The organism is Flavobacteriaceae bacterium HL-DH10 (assembly GCA_031826515.1).
Classification (GTDB): domain Bacteria; phylum Bacteroidota; class Bacteroidia; order Flavobacteriales; family Flavobacteriaceae; genus Thalassobellus; species Thalassobellus suaedae.
Map to the genome: position 1 here is coordinate 3313248 of CP134536.1, position 20934 is coordinate 3334181.

23 protein-coding genes and 1 tRNA gene are annotated in these 20934 nt (G+C 31.4%); 8 read left to right on the forward strand and 16 right to left on the reverse strand.

Annotated features, from left to right (window positions below; all coding sequences use genetic code 11):
- Positions 1-21 precede the first annotated feature (21 nt).
- The 6 genes from RHP49_13980 to RHP49_14005 all read right to left on the reverse strand — a co-directional run bounded on the left by RHP49_13980 (position 22) and on the right by RHP49_14005 (position 4461).
- The gene (locus RHP49_13980; protein WNH11997.1) at positions 22-1131 is read right to left on the reverse strand and encodes a hypothetical protein; all 1110 of its coding nucleotides are present in this window, start codon (positions 1129-1131) and stop codon (positions 22-24) included.
- A gap of 12 nt (positions 1132-1143) precedes the next feature.
- Positions 1144-1800 (reverse strand): ATPase, encoded by a 657-nt coding sequence (locus RHP49_13985; GenBank protein ID WNH11998.1) that lies wholly within the window; start codon positions 1798-1800, stop codon positions 1144-1146.
- Positions 1784-2434 (reverse strand): hypothetical protein, encoded by a 651-nt coding sequence (locus tag RHP49_13990; protein ID WNH11999.1) that lies wholly within the window; start codon positions 2432-2434, stop codon positions 1784-1786. The genes RHP49_13985 and RHP49_13990 overlap by 17 nt, the downstream gene beginning before the upstream one ends.
- The gene (locus RHP49_13995; GenBank protein ID WNH12000.1) at positions 2431-2721 is read right to left on the reverse strand and encodes a helix-turn-helix domain-containing protein; all 291 of its coding nucleotides are present in this window, start codon (positions 2719-2721) and stop codon (positions 2431-2433) included. The genes RHP49_13990 and RHP49_13995 overlap by 4 nt, the downstream gene beginning before the upstream one ends.
- A 243-nt stretch (positions 2722-2964) precedes the next feature.
- A complete protein-coding gene (locus RHP49_14000) occupies positions 2965-3801 on the reverse strand; it encodes an RteC domain-containing protein (protein WNH12001.1) in 837 nt (278 codons plus the stop codon).
- A gap of 243 nt (positions 3802-4044) precedes the next feature.
- A complete protein-coding gene (locus RHP49_14005) occupies positions 4045-4461 on the reverse strand; it encodes a helix-turn-helix transcriptional regulator (GenBank protein ID WNH12002.1) in 417 nt (138 codons plus the stop codon).
- A gap of 583 nt (positions 4462-5044) precedes the next feature.
- On the opposite strand from RHP49_14005, the gene RHP49_14010 reads away from it, so the two are divergent.
- The gene (locus tag RHP49_14010; protein ID WNH12003.1) at positions 5045-6025 is read left to right on the forward strand and encodes a D-cysteine desulfhydrase family protein; all 981 of its coding nucleotides are present in this window, start codon (positions 5045-5047) and stop codon (positions 6023-6025) included.
- A 144-nt stretch (positions 6026-6169) separates the two neighbouring features.
- Here RHP49_14010 and RHP49_14015 read toward each other — a convergent pair.
- Positions 6170-6243 (reverse strand) — tRNA-Met (locus RHP49_14015).
- 129 nt (positions 6244-6372) lie between these two features.
- On the opposite strand from RHP49_14015, the gene RHP49_14020 reads away from it, so the two are divergent.
- Both RHP49_14020 and RHP49_14025 read left to right on the forward strand, forming a co-directional pair.
- Complete coding sequence (locus RHP49_14020) at positions 6373-6765, forward strand: START-like domain-containing protein (GenBank protein WNH12004.1); 393 nt, start codon at positions 6373-6375, stop codon at positions 6763-6765.
- Positions 6766-6830: 65 nt separating this feature from the next.
- The gene (locus tag RHP49_14025; GenBank protein WNH12005.1) at positions 6831-7673 is read left to right on the forward strand and encodes an aminotransferase class IV; all 843 of its coding nucleotides are present in this window, start codon (positions 6831-6833) and stop codon (positions 7671-7673) included.
- Here the strand turns inward: RHP49_14025 and RHP49_14030 are convergent.
- The 5 genes from RHP49_14030 to RHP49_14050 all read right to left on the reverse strand — a co-directional run bounded on the left by RHP49_14030 (position 7670) and on the right by RHP49_14050 (position 12275).
- Positions 7670-8230, reverse strand: a complete 561-nt coding sequence (locus RHP49_14030) for a YqgE/AlgH family protein (protein ID WNH12006.1) — start codon at positions 8228-8230, stop codon at positions 7670-7672. The genes RHP49_14025 and RHP49_14030 overlap by 4 nt on opposite strands.
- A gap of 124 nt (positions 8231-8354) precedes the next feature.
- Positions 8355-8627, reverse strand: a complete 273-nt coding sequence (locus RHP49_14035) for an HU family DNA-binding protein (protein WNH12007.1) — start codon at positions 8625-8627, stop codon at positions 8355-8357.
- A gap of 189 nt (positions 8628-8816) precedes the next feature.
- Complete coding sequence (gene fmt, locus RHP49_14040) at positions 8817-9764, reverse strand: methionyl-tRNA formyltransferase (protein ID WNH12008.1); 948 nt, start codon at positions 9762-9764, stop codon at positions 8817-8819.
- 42 nt (positions 9765-9806) lie between these two features.
- Positions 9807-11711, reverse strand: a complete 1905-nt coding sequence (locus tag RHP49_14045; protein ID WNH12009.1) for a RecQ family ATP-dependent DNA helicase — start codon at positions 11709-11711, stop codon at positions 9807-9809.
- A 9-nt stretch (positions 11712-11720) separates the two neighbouring features.
- Positions 11721-12275 (reverse strand): ATP-binding protein, encoded by a 555-nt coding sequence (locus tag RHP49_14050; protein WNH12010.1) that lies wholly within the window; start codon positions 12273-12275, stop codon positions 11721-11723.
- 168 nt (positions 12276-12443) lie between these two features.
- Here RHP49_14050 and RHP49_14055 point away from each other — a divergent pair, with 168 nt between their 5' ends.
- From RHP49_14055 to murA, 3 genes are all read left to right on the forward strand, one after another.
- Positions 12444-12737: a DUF493 family protein gene (locus tag RHP49_14055; GenBank protein WNH12011.1), complete on the forward strand. Its 294-nt coding sequence runs from the start codon at positions 12444-12446 to the stop codon at positions 12735-12737.
- 67 nt (positions 12738-12804) lie between these two features.
- Positions 12805-13458 (forward strand): DUF4290 domain-containing protein, encoded by a 654-nt coding sequence (locus tag RHP49_14060; GenBank protein ID WNH12012.1) that lies wholly within the window; start codon positions 12805-12807, stop codon positions 13456-13458.
- A gap of 8 nt (positions 13459-13466) precedes the next feature.
- Positions 13467-14777 (forward strand): UDP-N-acetylglucosamine 1-carboxyvinyltransferase, encoded by a 1311-nt coding sequence (gene murA / locus RHP49_14065; GenBank protein ID WNH12013.1) that lies wholly within the window; start codon positions 13467-13469, stop codon positions 14775-14777.
- Positions 14778-14927: 150 nt separating this feature from the next.
- Here murA and RHP49_14070 read toward each other — a convergent pair whose 3' ends face one another.
- Both RHP49_14070 and RHP49_14075 read right to left on the reverse strand, forming a co-directional pair.
- Positions 14928-15311, reverse strand: coding sequence for a hypothetical protein (locus RHP49_14070; GenBank protein WNH12014.1), 384 nt, complete (start codon positions 15309-15311; stop codon positions 14928-14930).
- An 83-nt stretch (positions 15312-15394) separates the two neighbouring features.
- Positions 15395-15691: an HNH endonuclease gene (locus RHP49_14075; protein WNH12015.1), complete on the reverse strand. Its 297-nt coding sequence runs from the start codon at positions 15689-15691 to the stop codon at positions 15395-15397.
- A gap of 238 nt (positions 15692-15929) precedes the next feature.
- Here RHP49_14075 and RHP49_14080 point away from each other — a divergent pair, with 238 nt between their 5' ends.
- Positions 15930-17702 (forward strand): ABC transporter ATP-binding protein, encoded by a 1773-nt coding sequence (locus tag RHP49_14080; GenBank protein WNH12016.1) that lies wholly within the window; start codon positions 15930-15932, stop codon positions 17700-17702.
- Positions 17703-17855: 153 nt separating this feature from the next.
- On the opposite strand, the gene RHP49_14085 is transcribed toward RHP49_14080, so the two are convergent.
- Both RHP49_14085 and RHP49_14090 read right to left on the reverse strand, forming a co-directional pair.
- Positions 17856-18776, reverse strand: a complete 921-nt coding sequence (locus RHP49_14085) for a hypothetical protein (protein WNH12017.1) — start codon at positions 18774-18776, stop codon at positions 17856-17858.
- A 160-nt stretch (positions 18777-18936) separates the two neighbouring features.
- Complete coding sequence (locus RHP49_14090) at positions 18937-20142, reverse strand: multidrug effflux MFS transporter (GenBank protein WNH12018.1); 1206 nt, start codon at positions 20140-20142, stop codon at positions 18937-18939.
- Between the two features lie 201 nt (positions 20143-20343).
- On the opposite strand from RHP49_14090, the gene RHP49_14095 reads away from it, so the two are divergent.
- Positions 20344-20934, forward strand: a complete 591-nt coding sequence (locus RHP49_14095) for a Crp/Fnr family transcriptional regulator (GenBank protein ID WNH12019.1) — start codon at positions 20344-20346, stop codon at positions 20932-20934.

Sequence of the window (20934 nt, forward strand, 5' to 3'; positions counted from 1 at the left end):
CTTTTTTGTGGCGAAAATTTATCAATACTTAATAATATTTTTATTTAACTTCCCCCAAACCAAAGGATGTTCGCTAGCAGCAATATTTTTATTAGTTACAGATTTATAAACAGACCATTGTGGTCGGTTTTCTGGCCATACCCCTTTACGGTTTAATCCACTATCTTCCATGGTTTTAAATAGGGCGGGAGATAGTAACATATAATCTTTTTGCTTGATGTTAACACCTTTTCTATACGCTCCTAATCGGTGGTAAGTAGCATCATTTCCAGCATCACAATCTACCTCAAAAGACAAGTGTTTCGTAATATCTTTTAAATTGGTATGTTGGAGCAGGGGCGATAAAGAATCGCAATAGGACGGCGCATTAAGAGTTCCTGCAATTATGATATTGGTTTTATCTTCAGCTATCCGTTCCTGGTAGATGGTTGCAATGTAGTTTGCTTGTTTTTTTCTTGTGGCATCTGTGAAATCTTTGTCTTTTGTTTGCTTTTGTAATTGGGTTGATAAAATATAAATGGTTAAATTATTTGGTGTTAAAACTTCATATTCAACAAGGCAATTTATAGGATGTGTTTTTATTGAAACTAGTTTGTAATCCTTACGGAGTAAAATACCCAATTCCAAACCTTTAAGTGTATCACTTTGTACAACAAAAGATTGTGCGTAAGGTTTGCAATTAAATTTTGGCAAAATCAATTGGTTGAATTCTTCCAAAGACGCTCTATCTTCAATTTCTTGAAGCAATAATATATCCGGATTAACAGCTGCAATAACGCGTGCTTTGTTATCAGTAGCTTCAGGTCTAATTGGAGTGGTTTGCAATTCTATCCAACCATTCCATTTTGTGAGGTCGCTGGCCTTGGAATCGGTGGAATAGTTTAAGCCTTTCATATATAAAAAACCTGCTTTTCTACGCAGAACAGCATAAGGTCGCGGACTGGATTTTTCAAAACCTGTTAAAAAGGAGAGTTCCCGAATGCGGGTTTGATCTACTAAAGAAATGGAAGGTTTTCGCATTAAATCATCAAGCTCGTTTATCCAATCGGTTAAATTTTTTCCGAAAGGTTTTTCTAATAAGCTTTTATCGCGATGAAATAAATTCTGGACGTTAAAGGTTGCTATTTTCATGATATTTTGGTTTTATTTTCGTTTATCGTTTGTGTGCTTGTCAAAAGCAATGAGGTTGAATAATTGGCGCATTCTACTCCGTACTCTGTTTCCGTACAAATGTTCCAATTCCTCGGCATTCAAGTTTGTTGTGGCATGGGTTTTTATGTTGTGTTTTAGGAAAATTTCATATCGGGATAAGAGTATTTCTCCCATGACATTGCAATCTTTTCCATAATGCCTGCCAATGGGTTCAACACCCAGATCATCAAAACAAAAAAACTGACTATTACCATAATCTTCAATGGTTTTGTAGCCTACATGGTTAAACCCGAAAACGATGTTACGAGAAGGTACTACAATGTATGGACGTTGATGTGGGACAATGAATTTTAAAAGTCGCATCAAACTGGTTTTGCCACAACCAACTGGACCAGAAAGTAAGATGCCTTTGTTTGGATCGATATCATGTCGCTCGCAGTTCTCAATGTCTTTTATAAAATAATGGCAAAGTTTCATAATGACATTATGGTCTTCTTCGTATATTTTAAAATGCTTACCAAAGAGTAGTTTTCCTTTAGCATCCAGATAAATTAGTATTTTCTGAAAATCATAGGTAACAGCTTTTCCATCGAATGTACCAATGGAAAATTCTACACCACCTTCGGTTATTTTAGAGGGGTTGACCATAATCTTTGATTTTAGTGGTTTTAAGGTTGTCCTTGTTTTGAGACACTGCTTCAACCTTTTCTATTTCATTTGCTTTCAACATCCAATTTTCAGCGGTTGCGTGCCAGTTAACAATTTTTATTTTACCACCGAGTTTCCATCCAATAGATGTATAATGATTGTAGAATTTTTTACCTTCAATAGCAGTCCATTCTTTTTTTATAAAAAAATCTAAAACTTCATTTTCATTTTTAGGCAGCTTAGTTTTAATACTATTTTCTATTTGTTTATTAATGTTTATATTAGGTACTAATGCTTGTCCCACAGGTTGTTCATTGCTTGTCTCTGTACTTGTTTCACTACTTGTATTAAATTTGAGTATCTTAATTTGACTTCCTTTGTATGGATTATGCGATGGTAAATAGTGTATATATTTCCAATCATTCAAGTTTTTAAGACATCTGTGATATGTTGCCTTAGATCCTATTTTTCCCATTTTCATCACTTCTTCACGGTTTATGTAAAAGGTTTCTGGGAATCGATTGATATTCCAAAATTGAAAAAGCGCCATGTATAAGCTTATGTGTGTAGGATTCAGATTAGAATCCATAGCAAATTGCTGAAATATGGCGTTGAGATGTTTTATATAATTCATACATCTTTACTCAATTTTATTTGAACTCTATTTGCTATCATAACTTTCTGGATTTCATCGGCTTCATAAAAATTGATACCTCCCATTTTAGTGTGTGGAATTGTGCCATTCATTCTTAAATTTTGTAGAGTTCCAGCACTAATGCTCAGTAAATCCATGACTTCAGACGATTTTAAATACTTCTTTAATCCTGTACCTGATTGTTTTATCAGCAACTTTTTAATATCACTGAGTAATTCAATTTTAAAATCTCTTAGGTCGTCTGTAGTGATGATACTTGTTGGCATGATTGGATTTATTGCATTATTATTTATGATGGTATTTGACTTTCATTTAGCAAATTTGATAAGTTTTGATGGTCTTTAAGCAGTAGTTTAACCGTAGTCGGGTCAAAATTTAACAGTTTTAAAAATGATGGATTTTGCTGGGTTTTGAGGTCCTTTATAAACTATTTAATTTGAATAAAGGAAAAAACCGCAAAGAAAATAGCGATTACAGGAGGTATACCCGACTATGGTGATTTTGAAGTATTAATCCTCAGAATTATTTATGTATGTAAGTAGGCCTTGCGATAGGTCATCTAAAAATTTTGTACGACTCATTTTCCTTGTTTTTATTTCGGCAAATGTTTTGTAACAATCCCCAATTTCAAAATGTAAAACTCCTTCAAGAACTTTAGCAATCTCCTTGATATCAGATTTGCCATTATTGATGACTCTACAGTGATGTAGTGCATAAATTAATTCAGTTAAATCTGTTTTTGTTGAAGTCCATTGTAGTTCCACCTCATTCGTCACCTTTAAATCGTTGTAGTGTTTTGATTTTTTAGAGTTAACTAATCTGTTTTGGAGGTAAGAAATAAAATTATTATATGCTGTGAGTTTACCTAATAACATATCATATGGTGTACAGAAATCTGGATCTTGGAAGTAGAATTTTGAAGAAGTAATAGGAAGATTATCAAAATAATCCCTTGTAAAGTATTGCTTGTCAAGATGTGTTTGGTTTGACTTTATATATTGTGCAAAGTCCATATTGTACAGAAAAAAACGATTTAGTTTGCTCATTTTCTTTTTTACATATTTTCGTTGTTGGTTTAAATCTACTTTTGGAAATTGAATTTCGAAAGAACGGATTTCTGAGTAATAGATAAGTTGAGTCAAGGGAGTCTGTTTTGTTCTTTTGAAAAACTCAATTTCTTTATCAATTGATTGAAATCCGTTTTTAACAACTTCTTTTTTGTAGTTATTTAGATAATTTCGGCAGATAATAATTGATTGATTGGAACGGTCAACAATGTTATTGGATTCATATTTTACATCATCCAATTTCTTAATAAGTTCTTTATTGTTTTTTTCAAAATCCATTGCGATAAACTAATGCAGAAATAGTAATTAGTGAGAGGAGTTTGAAATTTATATGACCATTATAGGTGAAGGAAATGAGAGAAACAAATTTCGTTCATTTTATAGGCTTCAATTGATTCGGTTTATTTTGGATTCACTATTTCTTAGAACAATTTGTTAAAAATATCAATAAAATCAAATCAAAACCTGTGTATTTTGTGTGTATTTTAAATGTGAATTTTCTTCACATTTATTAATTATTTACTATTTTCTAAATTTTTTCATCAAGCCTTCTCTATTAGAAACCTTTGATTTTATAAAGATATTAGAGGCATGTTTTCTAACTGTACCATAAGAGATAAACATGTTTTCAGATATTTTTTTATAACTAGCTCCTTTGATGATTTGGATAGCAATTTCATTTTCTCTGTTCGTAAAATTGTATTCTTCACCAATATTCCGTTTTAAAATATAAGAGTTTTTTAATCTATATATATAACTGTTTACTTCCATAGTTGTAACTAAAAAAAAGGCCATGGTTACTAATGGTTGGGTTACGGGTTGAAAATCTCCAAAGTAGGTTAGTAATGGCAAAAGAATTATAGATAGTATAGAAGTTAAACCTAAATAGGTTTGTATTTTGAAGTAACGCTGGCGCTTTACTTCTTTTTTGATAGTCATAAAAAAGTAAATAAGGAATGTGACGGATAAGAATATTGGAATAATCAAGAATAGACTTCTAGCAAAATCAAGAGACTTAGTATAATAATAAGGTACGATGAAAAGAAATAAAAAACACAATGATAAAGCAACTGCAAGGTTTTTAATTTTGAAAAATGAATTCGGAGTTATTATATTAAATTCCTGATATAAATACCATACAAGATAGATACACATAAAAATTGATATGCTATAAGTGGCAATGTATTGAAAAAATAATGGACCGGGCAATGATTCATTGGGCAATAAGCCATTCAGCAAATTATATAGTAAAAAGAGGATAGCTAGATATAGATATCTGTAAGATGTCCTATTTGCTTTTTTCTTGTTTAATGAAATTTTGAATATTTGATAGATGATTATAATACTAATAACAATGCACATGAAAAGTACAATCCAATGCATTGATGAGGAATATTCATACTCTGGGGTATAATGATATTTTTTTTGTATAATAATCATTAAAGTGTTCAATTACAAAATATTAATATAATATTTTATTTGCAATTAAAGAAGTTTTATCTTAGTATTAAATAAAAACACCATGATGCTTTCAAAAAAATATCCTCTAGGTTTTTACCCAACGCCATTGGAGAAGATGGAAAACTTATCAAAAAAATATCCTGATTATAATTTATATATCAAGCGCGATGACAATTCTGGATTAGCGTCTGGAGGTAACAAGGTAAGGAAACTACAATTTTTTATTTATGAAGCCTTGGATAAAGGATATGATACAATCATTACGGCAGGAGCTCAACAATCCAACCATTGTAGGCAAGCCGCAGCAGCATGTGCAAAGTCAGGTTTAGAATGCCATTTATTGTTAGGTGGCAATAAACCAGAAAATTACACAGGTAATTTATTGCTTTCCCATTTACTGGGTGCCAATATCCATTTTACTGGTGACAATAGAAAGGGTGAAGATTTATTTTCTTTAAAGCAAAAATTAGAGGAACAAAATAAAAAAGTCTATGTAGTACCGTATGGAGGCTCAAATTTACTTGGCGCTTATGGGTTTGTAGATGCTGTAAAAGAGTTAAAAAAACAACTATCCGACTTGAACTTGAAGATGGATTATATATTCTTTGCTTCTAGTTCTGGTGGAACGCAGGCTGGACTCAAACTTGGAACAGATTTATATGGACTTGATGTAAAGTTAATGCCCATAAGTATTGATAAATTGGGTTACGGAGATGTAACATTAGATAAAGCCGTACTGGAACTATTGCTTGAAGGACAGAAAACATTGGGTATTGAAAAAGCATACACAATTGAAGATGCGACACTAATTAGAGGCTATGATTCAGAGGGATATGGCGTTGTAACGTCAAATGAAAAAAATGCAATAAAAGAATTAGCCCATAGCGAAGGTATTTTACTTGATCCAGTTTATTCGGGAAGGGCATTTTATGGGATGTTGGATCATCTCGAAAACAAAAAATTAAAAAAGAATTCCAATGTTCTTTTTTGGCATACAGGAGGTTTACCAGCTAATTTTTTCTATTCTAAAGACTTAATATAAGAAAATAATAAGAGTTTAATAGAATTTGATATGATTTGTGCATGTTTGGTATAACAGCGTAAAAAAGAGCAAAATGTTTTAGCTATGTTTTAGCAAATAAAAAAGTCAAGAAATTTTTTTCTTGACTTTCCTTTGTTTATCTTGTAGCGAGAGGGGGGCACGATCCCCCGACCTCCGGGTTATGAATCCGACGCTCTAACCAGCTGAGCTACCTCGCCATAATTTGAGGCTGCAAATATAAAAACATTATTGTTGTACGCAAACAATACTAAGGGAAAATATTATTAAAATTATTGTTATACTTATCAATTTATGTATATATTGGCAACATAAACTTAAAGTACTTTATGGACGATAAAATTAAATTTGATATAGAATTCCCAATTCAAGCATCTCCTCAACTGTTATATCAATACATATCTACACCGTCTGGTTTATCCGAATGGTTTTCAGATAATGTAAATTCTAGAGGCGAGCTGTTTACTTTTATTTGGGATGATAGTGAAGAACAAGCTAAATTGTTAAGCAAAAAAAGTGGCGAGCGTGTTAAATTTAGATGGATTGATGACGAAGAAGAGGGGTTACAATGCTATTTTGAAATTAGAATTCAAGTAGATGAAATAACTAAAGATGTATCATTAATGGTTACAGATTTTGCTGAAGAAGATGAAGTTGACGAGTCTAAAATGCTTTGGGTGAATCAAATTTCTAGTTTAAAACAAGTATTAGGTTCAGCTTAAAAATATAAATATATTTTAAAGTATATTTGCCCACTCTTAATTAATGATAAGAATGGGCTTTTTTTATGACAAATTTTAACGAAAATATCTTAGACAACAATACACTATTATCTATTCAAAACAGAGGTTTTACATATGGTGATGCGCTTTTTGAAACTATTAAAATATCCAATGGTAAGTTGTTGTTTTGGGAAGATCATTATTTTAGGTTGATGGCATCTATGCGAATTATGCGCATGGAAATTCCTATGAAATTTACCATGGAATTTTTAGAAGCTCAAATACAAAAAACTTTAGATTCTAATCAATTAGGTAATAAGTCTTCAAGAATTAAGTTAACCGTTTTTAGAAACGAAGGAGGCTTGTATTTACCCAATACAAACGATGTGAGTTTCCTTATTACTGTAAAAGCTATTGAACATGATTTATATGTACACAATGAAGGTTTTTACGAAGTAGATTTGTTTAAAGATTTTTATGTATCACCAAGTTTATTGTCAACTTTAAAAAGCAATAATAAAGCGTTAAATGTTGTTGGAAGCATTTATGCTAAAGAAAATAAGTTACACAACTGTTTTGTTTTAAATACCGATAAAAAAATTGTGGAAGCGCTTAACGGAAATGTTTTTTTAGTAAAAGGAAATATTATAAAAACGCCACCAGTTAATGAAGGCTGTTTAAAAGGCGTTATGCGAAAACAAATTATTGAATTAATAAATGGTATTCCAGAATATGAATTGGTTGAAGATTCTATATCACCTTTTGAACTTCAAAAGGCTGATGAAATTTTTATAACAAATGTTATTGTAGGGATACAGTCTGTAACAAAATATAGAAAAAAGACGTTTACAAACGAAGTCGCTATAAATTTATTACAGAAATTAAATATAAAAATAAGATTAAATTAATTAAAACTTGGATTTTCTGGTGCATTAGACCAAATACTATACTCGCCACCAAATTCTAGCATTTTTTCTTTCCAAAAGGTTTCATAATCCTTTTCTATAATATTCTTTTTATAAATATTTTCTGTTACAACCCAAGAATTCGCTTTTAGCTCTTCTTTTAATTGATTGGTATCCCAACCCGAATACCCTAGAAAAAAACGAATATCATTTTCTTTTATGGTATTGTTGGCAATTTGTTCGGCAACTTTACTAAAATCACCACCCCAAAAAATACCTAAAGAAATTTCTATACTGTCAGGTATTAAATGTGGTATTTTATGAATAAAATACAAATTATCCTGTTCTACAGGACCGCCATTATACACTTTAAAAGTAGCGTCTACTTCTGGTACTAAGTCATTAATAGTGTATTCTAAAGGTTTATTTAATATGAAGCCTATAGATCCTTCTTCGGTGTGATCTGCTAATAAAACAATAGAGCGGTTAAAAGAAACATCGCCAATTATTGCAGGTTCTGCGATTAGTAAATCACCTTTTTTAGGTTTTGATGTTACCATAATTTTGAGGAATTAGTAACTAAATCTAGCATTTATTTATTTAATAAGCAACTGTTTTGCTAATATTAAATAAAAAAGCCTTCAATAACTTGAAGGCTTTTTTTGAATTATTAAGAAGTAAATCTTAGTTTACTGCACTTGATAAATCTGATCCAGCTTTAAACTTAACAACGTTTTTAGCTTTAATTTTTATAGTAGCACCAGTTTGAGGGTTTCTTCCTTCTCTTGCAGCTCTTTTAGATACTGACCAAGATCCAAATCCTACTAAAGAAACTCTGTTACCTTTTTGTAAAGCTCCTTCAATTTCAATGATTGCACACTCTAAAGCTTTTTTTGCAGCTGCTTTAGTGATTCCTGCGTGTTCTGCCATTGCGTCGATTAAATCTGTTTTGTTCATAATGTAAAATTTAATTATTAATAAATTGGTTAAACATTTTTGTTAAATCCTACTACAAATTTATACGGATTATGCAACCATGCAAGTAATAGCAAGGGAAATACCTAGTATTGTTGATAACTTACTGCTTTTGTTAATAAAGGCAGTGTATTTTGTCGAGTTTTTTAATATATCAGTGTTAATAAGGGTTTAGAGCATTTTTGCGTCTGCTGCAAATGCATACCCATTTAATAGCGATTTTATATCCATCATTTTTTTTCCTGGAAGCTTAATTTCTTCAATAATTATGTAACCATTTGTTACTGCTACTTTTAATTCTTTTTTCGTAGATATAATACTACCAATAGCGGAGTCATGATTAGAATACTCTTTTCTAGCAGCATAAATTTTAATATCTAATTCATCTTTTCCATTAATTAGTGTACACCAAGCAGCAGGGTACGGACTTAATCCACGAATCATATTATATATATTGTCTATGGTATCGGTCCAGTTAATTTTACAATTGTCTTTGTTAAGTTTGTTAGCCGTTTTAGTTTCAGTAGTTTCTTGTTGCGGTGTTGTTTTTACAGATCCTTTTTCAATTAAAGCTACGGTCTTTAAAACAAGTTTACTTCCAAGTAGCATTAATTTATCATGCAGGCTTCCTGCATTTTCTTCTGAATCAATTAAAATATCTTCTTGTAAAATCATTTCTCCCGTATCAATTTTTTCATCAATAAAGAATGTTGAAACTCCCGTTTTTGTTTCTCCATTTATAATAGCCCAATTAATTGGAGCAGCACCACGGTAGTCTGGAAGTAATGAAGCATGTAAATTGAATGTACCATATTCGGGCATTTGCCAAACAGCTTTTGGTAACATTCTAAAAGCGACTACAATTTGAAGATTAGCATTTAGCGCTTTTAAAGCTTCTAAAAAATCTTCGTTTTTTAAATTTGTGGGTTGTAATATATGTAAGTTTTGAGATTTTGCATATTGTTTAACGGCACTTTCATTTAGTTTACGTCCGCGACCTGCAGGTTTATCGGGTGCTGTAATAACGCCTACAATATTGTATTGGTTTTCTACTAGTGCTTTTAATGTAGTAACAGCAAATTCTGGCGTACCCATGAATACAATTCTTAAATCTTTCATTTTTTCGTATTTATTGTTTTTATATGTCAGATGTAATTCGCTTTATAAATGACTTAATTTATATGTGTTTGTTTGTGTGATAGAAACGATATTATGTTCTAACAACAGTTTTAAAACTTTTTTAATATCTTCTTCTGTTGCATTAATATTAGCGCTGATTGCTCGAGATGATAAATCGCCATTTTCTAATAATTCTATAATACGATTTTTTAGTGTGCTTATATTTTGAGGTTTAATACTTTTTTTTGAACTGATACAAACCGAGCAAATGCCACATGGTTTCATGTCTTTTTCACCAAAATAAGCGAGTAGTTGCATACTTTTACAAACCGAATCATTCTCAACATAATCAAGCATAGCTTTAACTTGCTGCTGTTTTAATTCATTTTGCTGCTCGATAATTGAAGCTATTCTGTTGATGGTTTTATCATCTTCTCGAGGTTGTATAAATGTAACTTGTGCATCTGTTTTAGATAAATGAAGCGTTATTATCCCATCTTTTTCTAATTGTTGCAACGTATTAATTACAATATTTTCTTTTACCGATGCTCTTTCTACTATTTTAAAAAGGTTAATGGTAGTGTCATGATCAAAAATACCACCATACATTCGAAGTATCGATTTTACTATTATGTTGTAATCTTGGTGTGTTTCTAAATAATTAAAAAGCGAAGCATTTGATGTAATAAATTGAACAGATATTTTATTTTTAAATTGTTTAGAAAGTGTAATAATACTATTTCTATCTAGTAAAAGTAAGGCATTGTAGCATAAAATACTTGCGAAATTATAGGTTTTGCAAAAAGTATTAAAGTCAAAATCAAATGTTAAATATTCACCTTCACCATAGGATATTTGAAAATAATTACACAGTTTTCTATACACTTGTTTAACCAAATCTACATTGGGTAACACCTTTAAAAACTGGTTTTTAACTAAAATTTCATCGCTATTATTTTTTAGAATAACAGCAAAAGCTTTATCGCCATTTCGCCCTACACGACCAGCTTCTTGAAAGTAGCTTTCTATACTTTCTGGTAAATTTAAATGGATAACAGTTTTAACATCGGGTTTATCAATGCCCATTCCAAAGGCATTGGTAGCTACCATAACTTGTTTTTGGTTATGAATCCAAGCATCCATATTACTGTCTTTATCATTGTTTGCTAGTCCGCCATGATAAAAGGTTGCAGATATATTTTTAGATTCTAAAAACGAACTGATTTCTATGGTAGATTTTCTGTTTCTAACATAAACAATAGAAGATGCCTTGTATTTTTTTAAAATAGTTTCAAGTCTGTAATGCTTATCGTTTTCATGAAAAACCATATAGCCCAAATTGGGTCTGTAAAAGGAGTGTTTAAATATTTTAGGCTGAATAAAATCGAGTTCTTTAACAATATCATTTACAACATCAGGCTTTGCTGAAGCCGTTAACGCAATAACATTAACCGTAGGTTGTAATTGGCGTAATAGTACAATGTTTTTATAAGCGGGTCTAAAATCACTTCCCCATTGCGAGATACAATGGGCTTCATCTACAGCTATTAAATTAACGTTCATTTGCCTAATACGTTCTTGTACTAGCTCTTGTTGTAAACGTTCGGGCGAGAGGTATAAAAATTTATAATTTCCGTAAATGCAATTATCTAAAAGCGTATCTAATTGACTATATGTAATACCACTGGTTAAGGCCATAGCTTTAATCCCTTTGTTGTTAAGGGATTCTACTTGGTCTTTCATTAAAGCAATAAGAGGTGATATAACAATGCAAATTCCTTTTTTGGCTAGCGCAGGGATTTGAAAGCATAACGATTTTCCGCCTCCAGTAGGTAGCAATGCAAATGTGTCTTCGCCTTCAAGTACAGCATTAATAATAGCCTCTTGGTTAGGCTTAAATGCTGTAAATTTCCAGTAGCGTTCTAATATGTTAATGGGATGTTCCAAAAAAATATATTAAAGATAGTTGATTATAAAATCAATACGTTTTTCAATGGTTCCAAAAGGAACTTCAATAATATTATATGCTAAATTTTTATAAACATGTTTTAATGCTTCATGAATTTTAACAGCTTCCTCAAAAGTTTCAAATCGTTCGTTATCAGATTTGTAAATAGCTTCCCAGGGCGGAAGCAAAAAAATGTGGTGATATCTATTTGTATCGCATATTTTTAAAAATTCATCATCATATTCTTGATTAAAAAAAGTCATATAAGCTAAAACATCAGGAATACCTCGATCAAAGAAAACGAGCGATTCATTTAAACCAGCCGCTTGTTTAAATTGGTTTAATCTACTGTTTAATAATTTGGTGTTAAAATCTAGTGGGTCGTTCACAAAGGCAATAGGGTTTGAAATTTGTGAGTCTGCTTCAACATCGTTTTTAGCTTCTAAAGTTAGTTCCCGTATAATTTCATCAAAACAATGATAATTTTGATTTTTCAATTCATTAATAATTGATGTTTTTCCAGTACCTGGACCTCCTGTAATAACAATTTTTTTGCTGTTCAATGCCTATAATTTAGCTGTAAAATTCGGGATTTACCACCGATAAAAAAAATACAAGTGAAAACATCTACACCAAATAGTTAATATTGTGTGAATGTTATATGCGTCAGTTGAAAAATTATAAAGATTAACACATGAAAATAGTATATTTGTAACTTATAAAAAAATAGTATGAGTACACCTCCAAATTCAGAAGAATTTTACGAAAAATTAAAAATACAATTATACGATACATCCCAATGGCCGTCTGAGTATTTGTATAAATTCATTGTTAAATCTGATAATGAAAAAATAGCATTAGTTGAAGCCTTATTTAATAATATTGGGGCTGTTATACATACAACCGAATCTAAAAACGGAAAATACACGAGTATATCTATTAATGTTTTAATGAGAAACCCCGATGCGGTAATAGGTAAATATAAAGAAGTTGCAGAAAAGGTTGAGGGCGTTATAAGTCTTTAGTTTTTTTTTGTATTTTGCGCAAGCATAACAACTACATGCAAAAATATTTAACTCTACACAATAAATTTTGATAGACGATTTAGAATATAACACAGAGCGTGAGCATTTAATCATTCCAGAGTACGGAAGACACATGCAGAAAATGATTAATTACGCTAAAAGCAGAGAAACAAAAGAAGAACGCGATAAATTAGCTAAAGCTATTATATCGGTAATGGGTAACATGCAACCTCATTTAAGGGATGTTCCAGATTTTCAGCATAAACTTTGGGATCAACTTTTTATTATGTCTAATTTTGAATTAGATGTTGACTCTCCATACGAAATACCTACAAAGGAAATTTATGAAGAACGTCCAGATCCTTTAAAATATCCACAGAATTTTCCAAAATATCGTTTTTACGGAAATAATATAAAAACGATGATAGATGTAGCAAACACATGGGAAGATGGCGAGCTAAAAGAAGCTTTAACATATACCATTGCAAATCACATGAAAAAGTGTTTTTTAAATTGGAATAAAGATACTGTTGAAGATGATGTTATTTTTGGTCATTTATTTGAATTGTCAAAAGGAAAAATAGATTTAAGAAATTCTAAAGAAGAGTTGTCAGATTCTACAAGTTTGCTTCGTACAAAAACTAAATATGGTAGTACGAGCAAAAAAGGAGGACATTCTAAAAAGAATACCCCAAGTAATCGCCAAAGAAAACGCTACTAAAAAATTGTATGGGAACATTTAAAATTGAAGGTGGTCACCAATTAAAAGGGAGTATTCAGCCTCAAGGAGCAAAAAATGAAGCTTTGCAAATTTTATGTGCGGTTTTACTTACTCCAGAACTGGTTACAATTAATAATATTCCAGACATTGTAGATGTTAATAAACTCATCAGTTTATTAAAGAAACTAGGTGTTAAAGTAGAGCAGTTGTCTCGTGGGACTTATACTTTTCAAGCTGATAAACTAAATTTAGAATATTTAGAATCGGATGCGTTCAAAATAGACGGACGTGGTTTACGAGGATCTATCATGATTGTTGGACCTTTATTAGCGCGTTTTGGAAAAGGATACATTCCTAAACCAGGAGGTGATAAAATTGGTCGTCGTCGTTTAGATACGCACTTTGAAGGTTTAATTAAACTAGGTGCTAAATTTAGATACAGTAAAGAAGACCAGTTTTACGGTGTTGAAGCTGAGTATTTAACAGGAACCTATATGCTTCTAGAAGAAGCATCAGTTACAGGAACTGCCAATATTGTTATGGCAGCAGTTTTAGCAAAAGGAAAAACCACTATTTATAATGCAGCTTGCGAGCCTTATTTACAGCAATTATGTAAAATGCTGAATAGAATGGGCGCTAAAATTAGTGGTGTTGGTTCTAATATGTTGATTATTGACGGTGTTGAAAGTTTAGGCGGTACCGACCATACGATGCTACCAGACATGATTGAAATTGGTAGTTGGATAGGTTTAGCGGCTATGACTAAAAGTGAGCTAACCATTACCAATGTTTCATGGGATGATTTAGGCGTGATACCAAACGTATTTAGAAAATTAGGAATTACGGTTGAAAAACAAGGTGACGATATTCATATTCCAGCGCATACTGATGGTTACGAAATACAAAGTTTTATTGATGGTTCTATTTTAACCATTTCTGATGCACCTTGGCCAGGGTTTACACCAGATTTATTAAGCATTATTTTGGTTGTAGCAACACAAGCACGAGGTAGTGTTTTAGTACATCAAAAAATGTTTGAAAGTCGTTTGTTTTTCGTTGATAAATTGATTGATATGGGCGCTAAAATTATATTGTGCGATCCGCATAGAGCTACCGTTATTGGTCATGATTTTAAATCGACACTAAAAGCAACTACCATGACATCACCAGATATTCGTGCGGGGGTTTCATTACTTATTGCAGCACTTTCTGCAAAAGGAACATCTACCATTCAAAATATTGAACAAATAGATCGTGGTTACGAAAACATTGATGAACGTTTACGTGCTATTGGCGCTCGGATTGAGCGGGTGGAGTAGGGTTTGATTATCGTGTTTTATATGGTTTGTTGCGTGTTTAAGTGCGAGGATTTTCCAAAGGAAAATCAGAAGCTAACAAAAAAAAGGGCAAATAACTTTTATTAAGCACTAATGTAGTAATTTTTTTATACGTTGTAGTACGTTTTTTTATTAATTCAAAATACTTAATGTAATATCAATGTCAGTCATTTTATTAATTAATACATAACTGTTAAAATAATCTCTTTTTAATTTTATAGAATGATTTAAATAATCTTTAAACTCGTTTTCAGTGAATTTTGTTATTGGAAAACCAAAAACGTGACCCAAAAACTCAATTTCAATAAATTTTTCATTTGAAAATAAATAATTCATTCTCTCAAAGTAAAGTATTGTTTTAGCAGGTTCTTCTTTCATCAGAAAGATAGCTCCAAAAGTACGATTGAAATAAATAACAGGTAAATCTCCTTGATTGTATCTTGCAAATTTTCGAATTATCTCATGGTTTAATTCTTTTTCAATTTTATTTTGACGATTTAATTCTTCATAAACCATTTTATATAAACCTCTCTTGAAGTTTCTACAAAGTTCTGTTTGGAAGCCAGAAGTAAATTTAAAGGAAAGTTTCACATTCAGTTTTAGTTTCCCTTTTTTTCTTTAATTTCAAAAAATTTTGATTTGAATCTACCAACTTTTCTTTTTGTTCGTTCAGGGATTAAAAGTCGTTTTCTTGAAATGTTAAATGCTTCTTTTAAAGCTTCTTCGATAGAATAGTTAGTTGATGTACTATCTCTATTCCCAAAATATGAATTACAGTTATCACAAATATTTTTAAAGTAATTTTCTCCTCCTAAAGATATTGGTATTGTGTGAGCCTTTTTTTCAAAAGGCACTTCAGATTCATCTTTAAGACACCAAATACAATTTTTATTCATAGCTATTTTTCGGAAGTCAAATCACGTACAACTTTAACAATACACGTCCGTTTTAATGACTTATATCAGTTGATAAGCGAAAGTAGAATTTTCTTACTAAAAAAACAATAAGAACTTCTACTTATGTGCAAAGTATAAACTTTTAAAAACTAGACACTTTTAATTATTAAACACTATTTATATGATTCGTTGTAAAGAATAGTTAATTTCGCTTACTACTTCTATTAAAAATATTGGAATGCAACATTTAAAAGAATCTCCTAAAGATAAAACCAAAACAAAGTCTAAAGTCACCATGGCACAAGCCTTTAAAACTATTATTTGGCCAAGGCGAAATTTGGTTTTTATTGGTTTAATTTTGATAGTTATTAGAAGTTTATCGGGTTTAATTTTACCATGGCAAAGTAAAGTATTGTTAGACGAAGTGGTACCAAATAAAGATTATACACAACTTTATTATTTAATAGGTATTGTTATAGCTGCTATTACAATTCAGGCTGTAACCTCCTTTTTACTCACTCGTATTTTAAGTGTACAAGCGCAATATTTAATTAGCGAATTACGGGCTCAAGTACAGAAAAAAGTACTGTCGTTACCCATTAGTTTTTTCGATAATACAAAGTCGGGTGCTTTGGTTTCTAGAATTATGAGCGATGTAGAAGGCGTTAGAAACCTTATTGGCACTGGCTTAGTACAATTGGTTGGCGGATCGTTTACAGCCATTGTATCTTTAATTATTTTAATAAAACTAAATCCGTGGATGACCCTTTTTGTGTTTGTTCCACTTTCTATTTTCGGATATATTGCGCTTAGAGCTTTTAAATACATTCGTCCTATTTTTAGAAAACGAGGGAAAATAAATGCCGAAGTAAAAGGGCGTCTTACCGAAACCTTATCAGGCGTTCGTGTTATAAAAGCGTTTAATGCCGAACAACAAGAGAACGACGTGTTTGAAAAAGGAGTTGATAAACTATTTCAGAATGTAAAAAAGAGTTTAACAGCCACGGCATTTATGACGAGTTCTTCAACCTTTTTAATAGGTGTTGCCACCACAGGTATTATGGGTATTGGTGGTTATTATATGATTTTAGGAGAAATGACTACAGGTGAGTTTCTATTCTTCACGTTAATACTTGGCTTTATGATAGCGCCTATTGTGCAGATGAGTAACATAGGAAGCCAATTAACCGAAGCTTTAGCAGGTTTGGATAGAACCGAAGAGCTTATGAATATGACAGCAGAGGAAGATGCACAAGAAAGAAATATACAGTTAGAGACTTTAAAAGGCGATCTTGAATTTGATGATGTATCATTTTCATATGAAGAAGGGAAAGAGGTCTTGAATCACATCAATTTTAAAGCACCAGCAGGATCGGTAATAGCTTTGGTAGGAAGTTCAGGTTCTGGAAAATCGACTATTGCAGGATTATCAGCTACGTTTTTAACGCCTAAATCAGGGAAAGTAACTATAGATAATCAAGATTTATCTAAGGTTAATTTGAGTAGTTATCGCCAGTATTTGGGAGTGGTGTTACAAGATGAGTTTTTATTTGAAGGTACTATCAAAGAAAATATTATGTTTCCGAGACCCAATGCTACAGAAGCAGAATTACAAAACGCTGTAAAAGCTGCTTATGTAAATGAGTTTACCGATAGGTTTGATGAAGGGTTAGATACATTGATAGGTGAGCGGGGTGTGAAATTATCTGGCGGACAACGTCAACGATTGGCAATAGCGCGTGCTATTTTAGCAAATCCTAAAATTATTATTCTAGACGAAGCAACCTCTAGTTTAGATACAGAAAGTGAGGCATTAATTCAGAAAAGTTTAGCTGAATTAATTAAAGATAGAACTACTATTGTGATTGCTCACCGTTTAAGTACTATAAGAAAAGCAGATCAGATTTTAGTGATAGAAGCTGGACATATTGTTGAACGAGGTACGCACGACGAGTTGATAGCTTCAGGTGGCAGGTATTATGATTTGTATACGTATCAAGCTAAGATTTAGAAGTGTTTTTAAAAGTTTAGAGCGCTGTTTGTTTACCGTATAGAGTAATTAATAGTAAACGATTTCGGGTTACTAACCAAAATACCCACTTAAATTTTATAAAGTTATATAAAATTTAAGTGGGTGTTCAGCTAATTTTCTTGTTTTTCTAACTTACAGACCTAAACTAGGCAGTACAAAAGATTTTGCATTGGGATGTAACTTTATCCATAACCCAGGATTTGTATTTAATTGCTGCATTGCTTCTTCTTTATTTGAACTAAGTTGAGTATTAAGCACGTTTGCATACGTTTTTATTTTAGCAGGAGAGGAATCGGCATCTACTACAGACTGAACTATTTTTTTTGCTTGTAATATTGCTGCTGGTCCTAAAGTAAGGATGTATTTAGCAGATCGACATTCCTTTTCATCACTTGTATTCACAACGCTTCCTCCAGCTTTAAACTTGCTAATATGGTGTTCTAAAATACTGCTAGATATTGGAATTATTCCTGCAACATGGTGACTCTGTGCGCCAGAGAAAGGTTTAATGTACGCAAGGTGTGATGCATGGTTTTCTTCTGGACCATGACCGATAAAAAAGATATCTAAACCGCCTAATGCTTCCAATTTATTTAAATATTCTATAAGTGCAGACTCTAAATCTTTTGTGTCTGTTCGCATTGGAGTAAAGCTTTTTATTTTTTTGAAAAAGTCATCGCCCAAAATACGTTCAAAATCCCTAACAAAACTAAAACCATTACTCATGCCCATTGGAGCAAGAGCATCTTGAGTAAATACATTCAGTCTTGCGAGTAGCGAATCCTCTTTTGTCGATTTTGCTAACGCTCCTAACAACCGGTGTAGCTCCTGAGCACCTCTTCCTCCAAGAAGCGCAATATTAATATCACCTTCTTTTGATGCTGCTGTACTGTAAAGCTCATTTAACATGGACTGACCAACCTGAGCTTCACTCTCAAGAATGGTGGGTGTTACGCCATAATCAGTAAAGTTAAATTCTTGATTGTTTTTTTGAGACAACCACACATTATTGTTGTCTTCATATTTTGTGAATTGTGAATTATTTGTATTCATTAAAATTATATGTTTATCTAGTGATATTGATTGCGCATTTCATGTTGCTCAATATAAATAAATATTATAAAAATATTCAAATTAAAGCGTGATATGCTGTAAATAATTAAATTTATTTTAAAGTACCTTTTGTAAGTTTAGCTTAAAGGAAGAGAAAAAATTAAATAGTAACTAATTTAGTTTTTTGGTTCAAAATAATAAAAACTAAAAGTGATAGAATTCCAAAAATTGAAAATCCAATAAATAGGGGTAATACCGAAATTTTCACAAAACCTCCTATGTAATTTGCTATAGGTACAGCCATAACCGTTGAAATAAAACCATTAATAGCAGCACCAATACCAGCAATATGTCCTAAAGGTTGCATGGCTAAAGCTCTTAAATTCCCAAAAAGAAATCCGACAGCAAAAAACTGTAAAGCAAAAAAACTTAATAGAATAAAAATACTTGGGTTTTGTCCAGACCAAAATAAAACAACATATAAAATAGATATAGTAGCATAAGCAATTGTAGAAGCATACGCAATACGCATCATACCATATTTTACAACAAAACGACTGTTTAAAAAAGTAGCTAAGCCTATAGAAATAGCCAAGCTAGCAAAGATGTATGGAAACATATCTGAAAGATTATATTGTTCTTGAAAAATTTGCTGAGAAGTACTTAAATATACCATGAATGAACCGGTAATAAATCCAGAAACTAAGGTAAAAGCAACAGCTTCTTTGTGTTTAAAAAACTCTTTAATGCCATCGATGAACAAATGTGGTGTAAATTTTATTTGTTTTTCTTTAGGTAAGGTTTCAGGTTGGAGTAGCCAAAACCAAATCATTATTAAAACTCCAAAAATAAGATTGACATAGAAAATAGATTCCCAGTTAAAAAAGTTGAGTAAAAACTGACCAAGGGTAGGAGCTATCACTGGAATTAAAATAAAAAACATGACAACAATAGATAAAATTTTTGCCATATAATCACCACTATACTCATCACGAATCATAGATATACTTAAACTCCTTGGTGATGATAAGCCAATACCTTGAAGTATACGTCCAACTATCATAATTTCAAGACTTTTGGTAGTAACGCAAATTATACTAGCTATAATAAATACAGCAAAACCTATAAAAACAATAGGTTTTCTGCCAAAACTATCAGATAAAGGTCCAAATATTAATTGCCCAAATCCCAGTCCAAGAAAAATCATGGTGATTAATAATTGATTGTCATGGGGGTTAGTAACACCTAATGTATGCCCTATTTGCGGTAATGCGGGTAGTAGTGCATCAATAGAAAGTGCTACTGTAGACATTAAAGCTGCCATAAGAGCAACAAATTCTAACTTGAATGTATTATTTTTTTGCATAACGCAAACCTAGAAGAATTTAATTGAATAAAAACCCAATAATCATTTAATAAAACAATGTTATTATTACTAAATTTGATACTAATAAAATGAGTTATATTTTTACTTTAACTGCTAAATATTTTTTAAACCATTTAGTAGTCTATTTAAATTATCACCTTGATCAAATTAATTACCATACACATTTGTTAGATTCGTAAAATGATTAATAAAAAACTACAACCACTTTTAATATACATTAGTAAATATATTGATTTAACTAATGAGGAAATTACTTTTTTAGAGTCTAAACTTACTATTAGAAACTATTTAAAAGGACAATACATATTGCAACAAGGTGATGTTTGTCAATATGGATGTTTTATTTTATCGGGTTGTACCAGAACATTTTATGTGGATAAAGACGGACAGGAACATATTCTTATGTTTGGAATTGAAGATTGGTGGGCTTCCGATATGGGGAGTTTTATAACACAAACACCAGCAGATTTTAATGTTCAGTGTTTAGAAAATACTGAAGTTGTTATGTTTTCACATAAAGTTAATGAAGAATTATACAAAGAAATACCTAAGCTAGAACGTTTTTTTAGACAAATAACCGAGCGGGCATTTGTAGCTTCTCAAAAAAGAATTGTGAGAGGCTTTAGTTTAGCTGCGAAAGAACAATATTTACTTTTTAGAGAGCAATACCCAGAAATAGAACAGCGTATTCCGCAATATATGGTAGCTTCTTACCTTGGTATTACAAAAGAATTTTTAAGTAAAATAAAAAGCCAGCTTGTTTTAGAATAG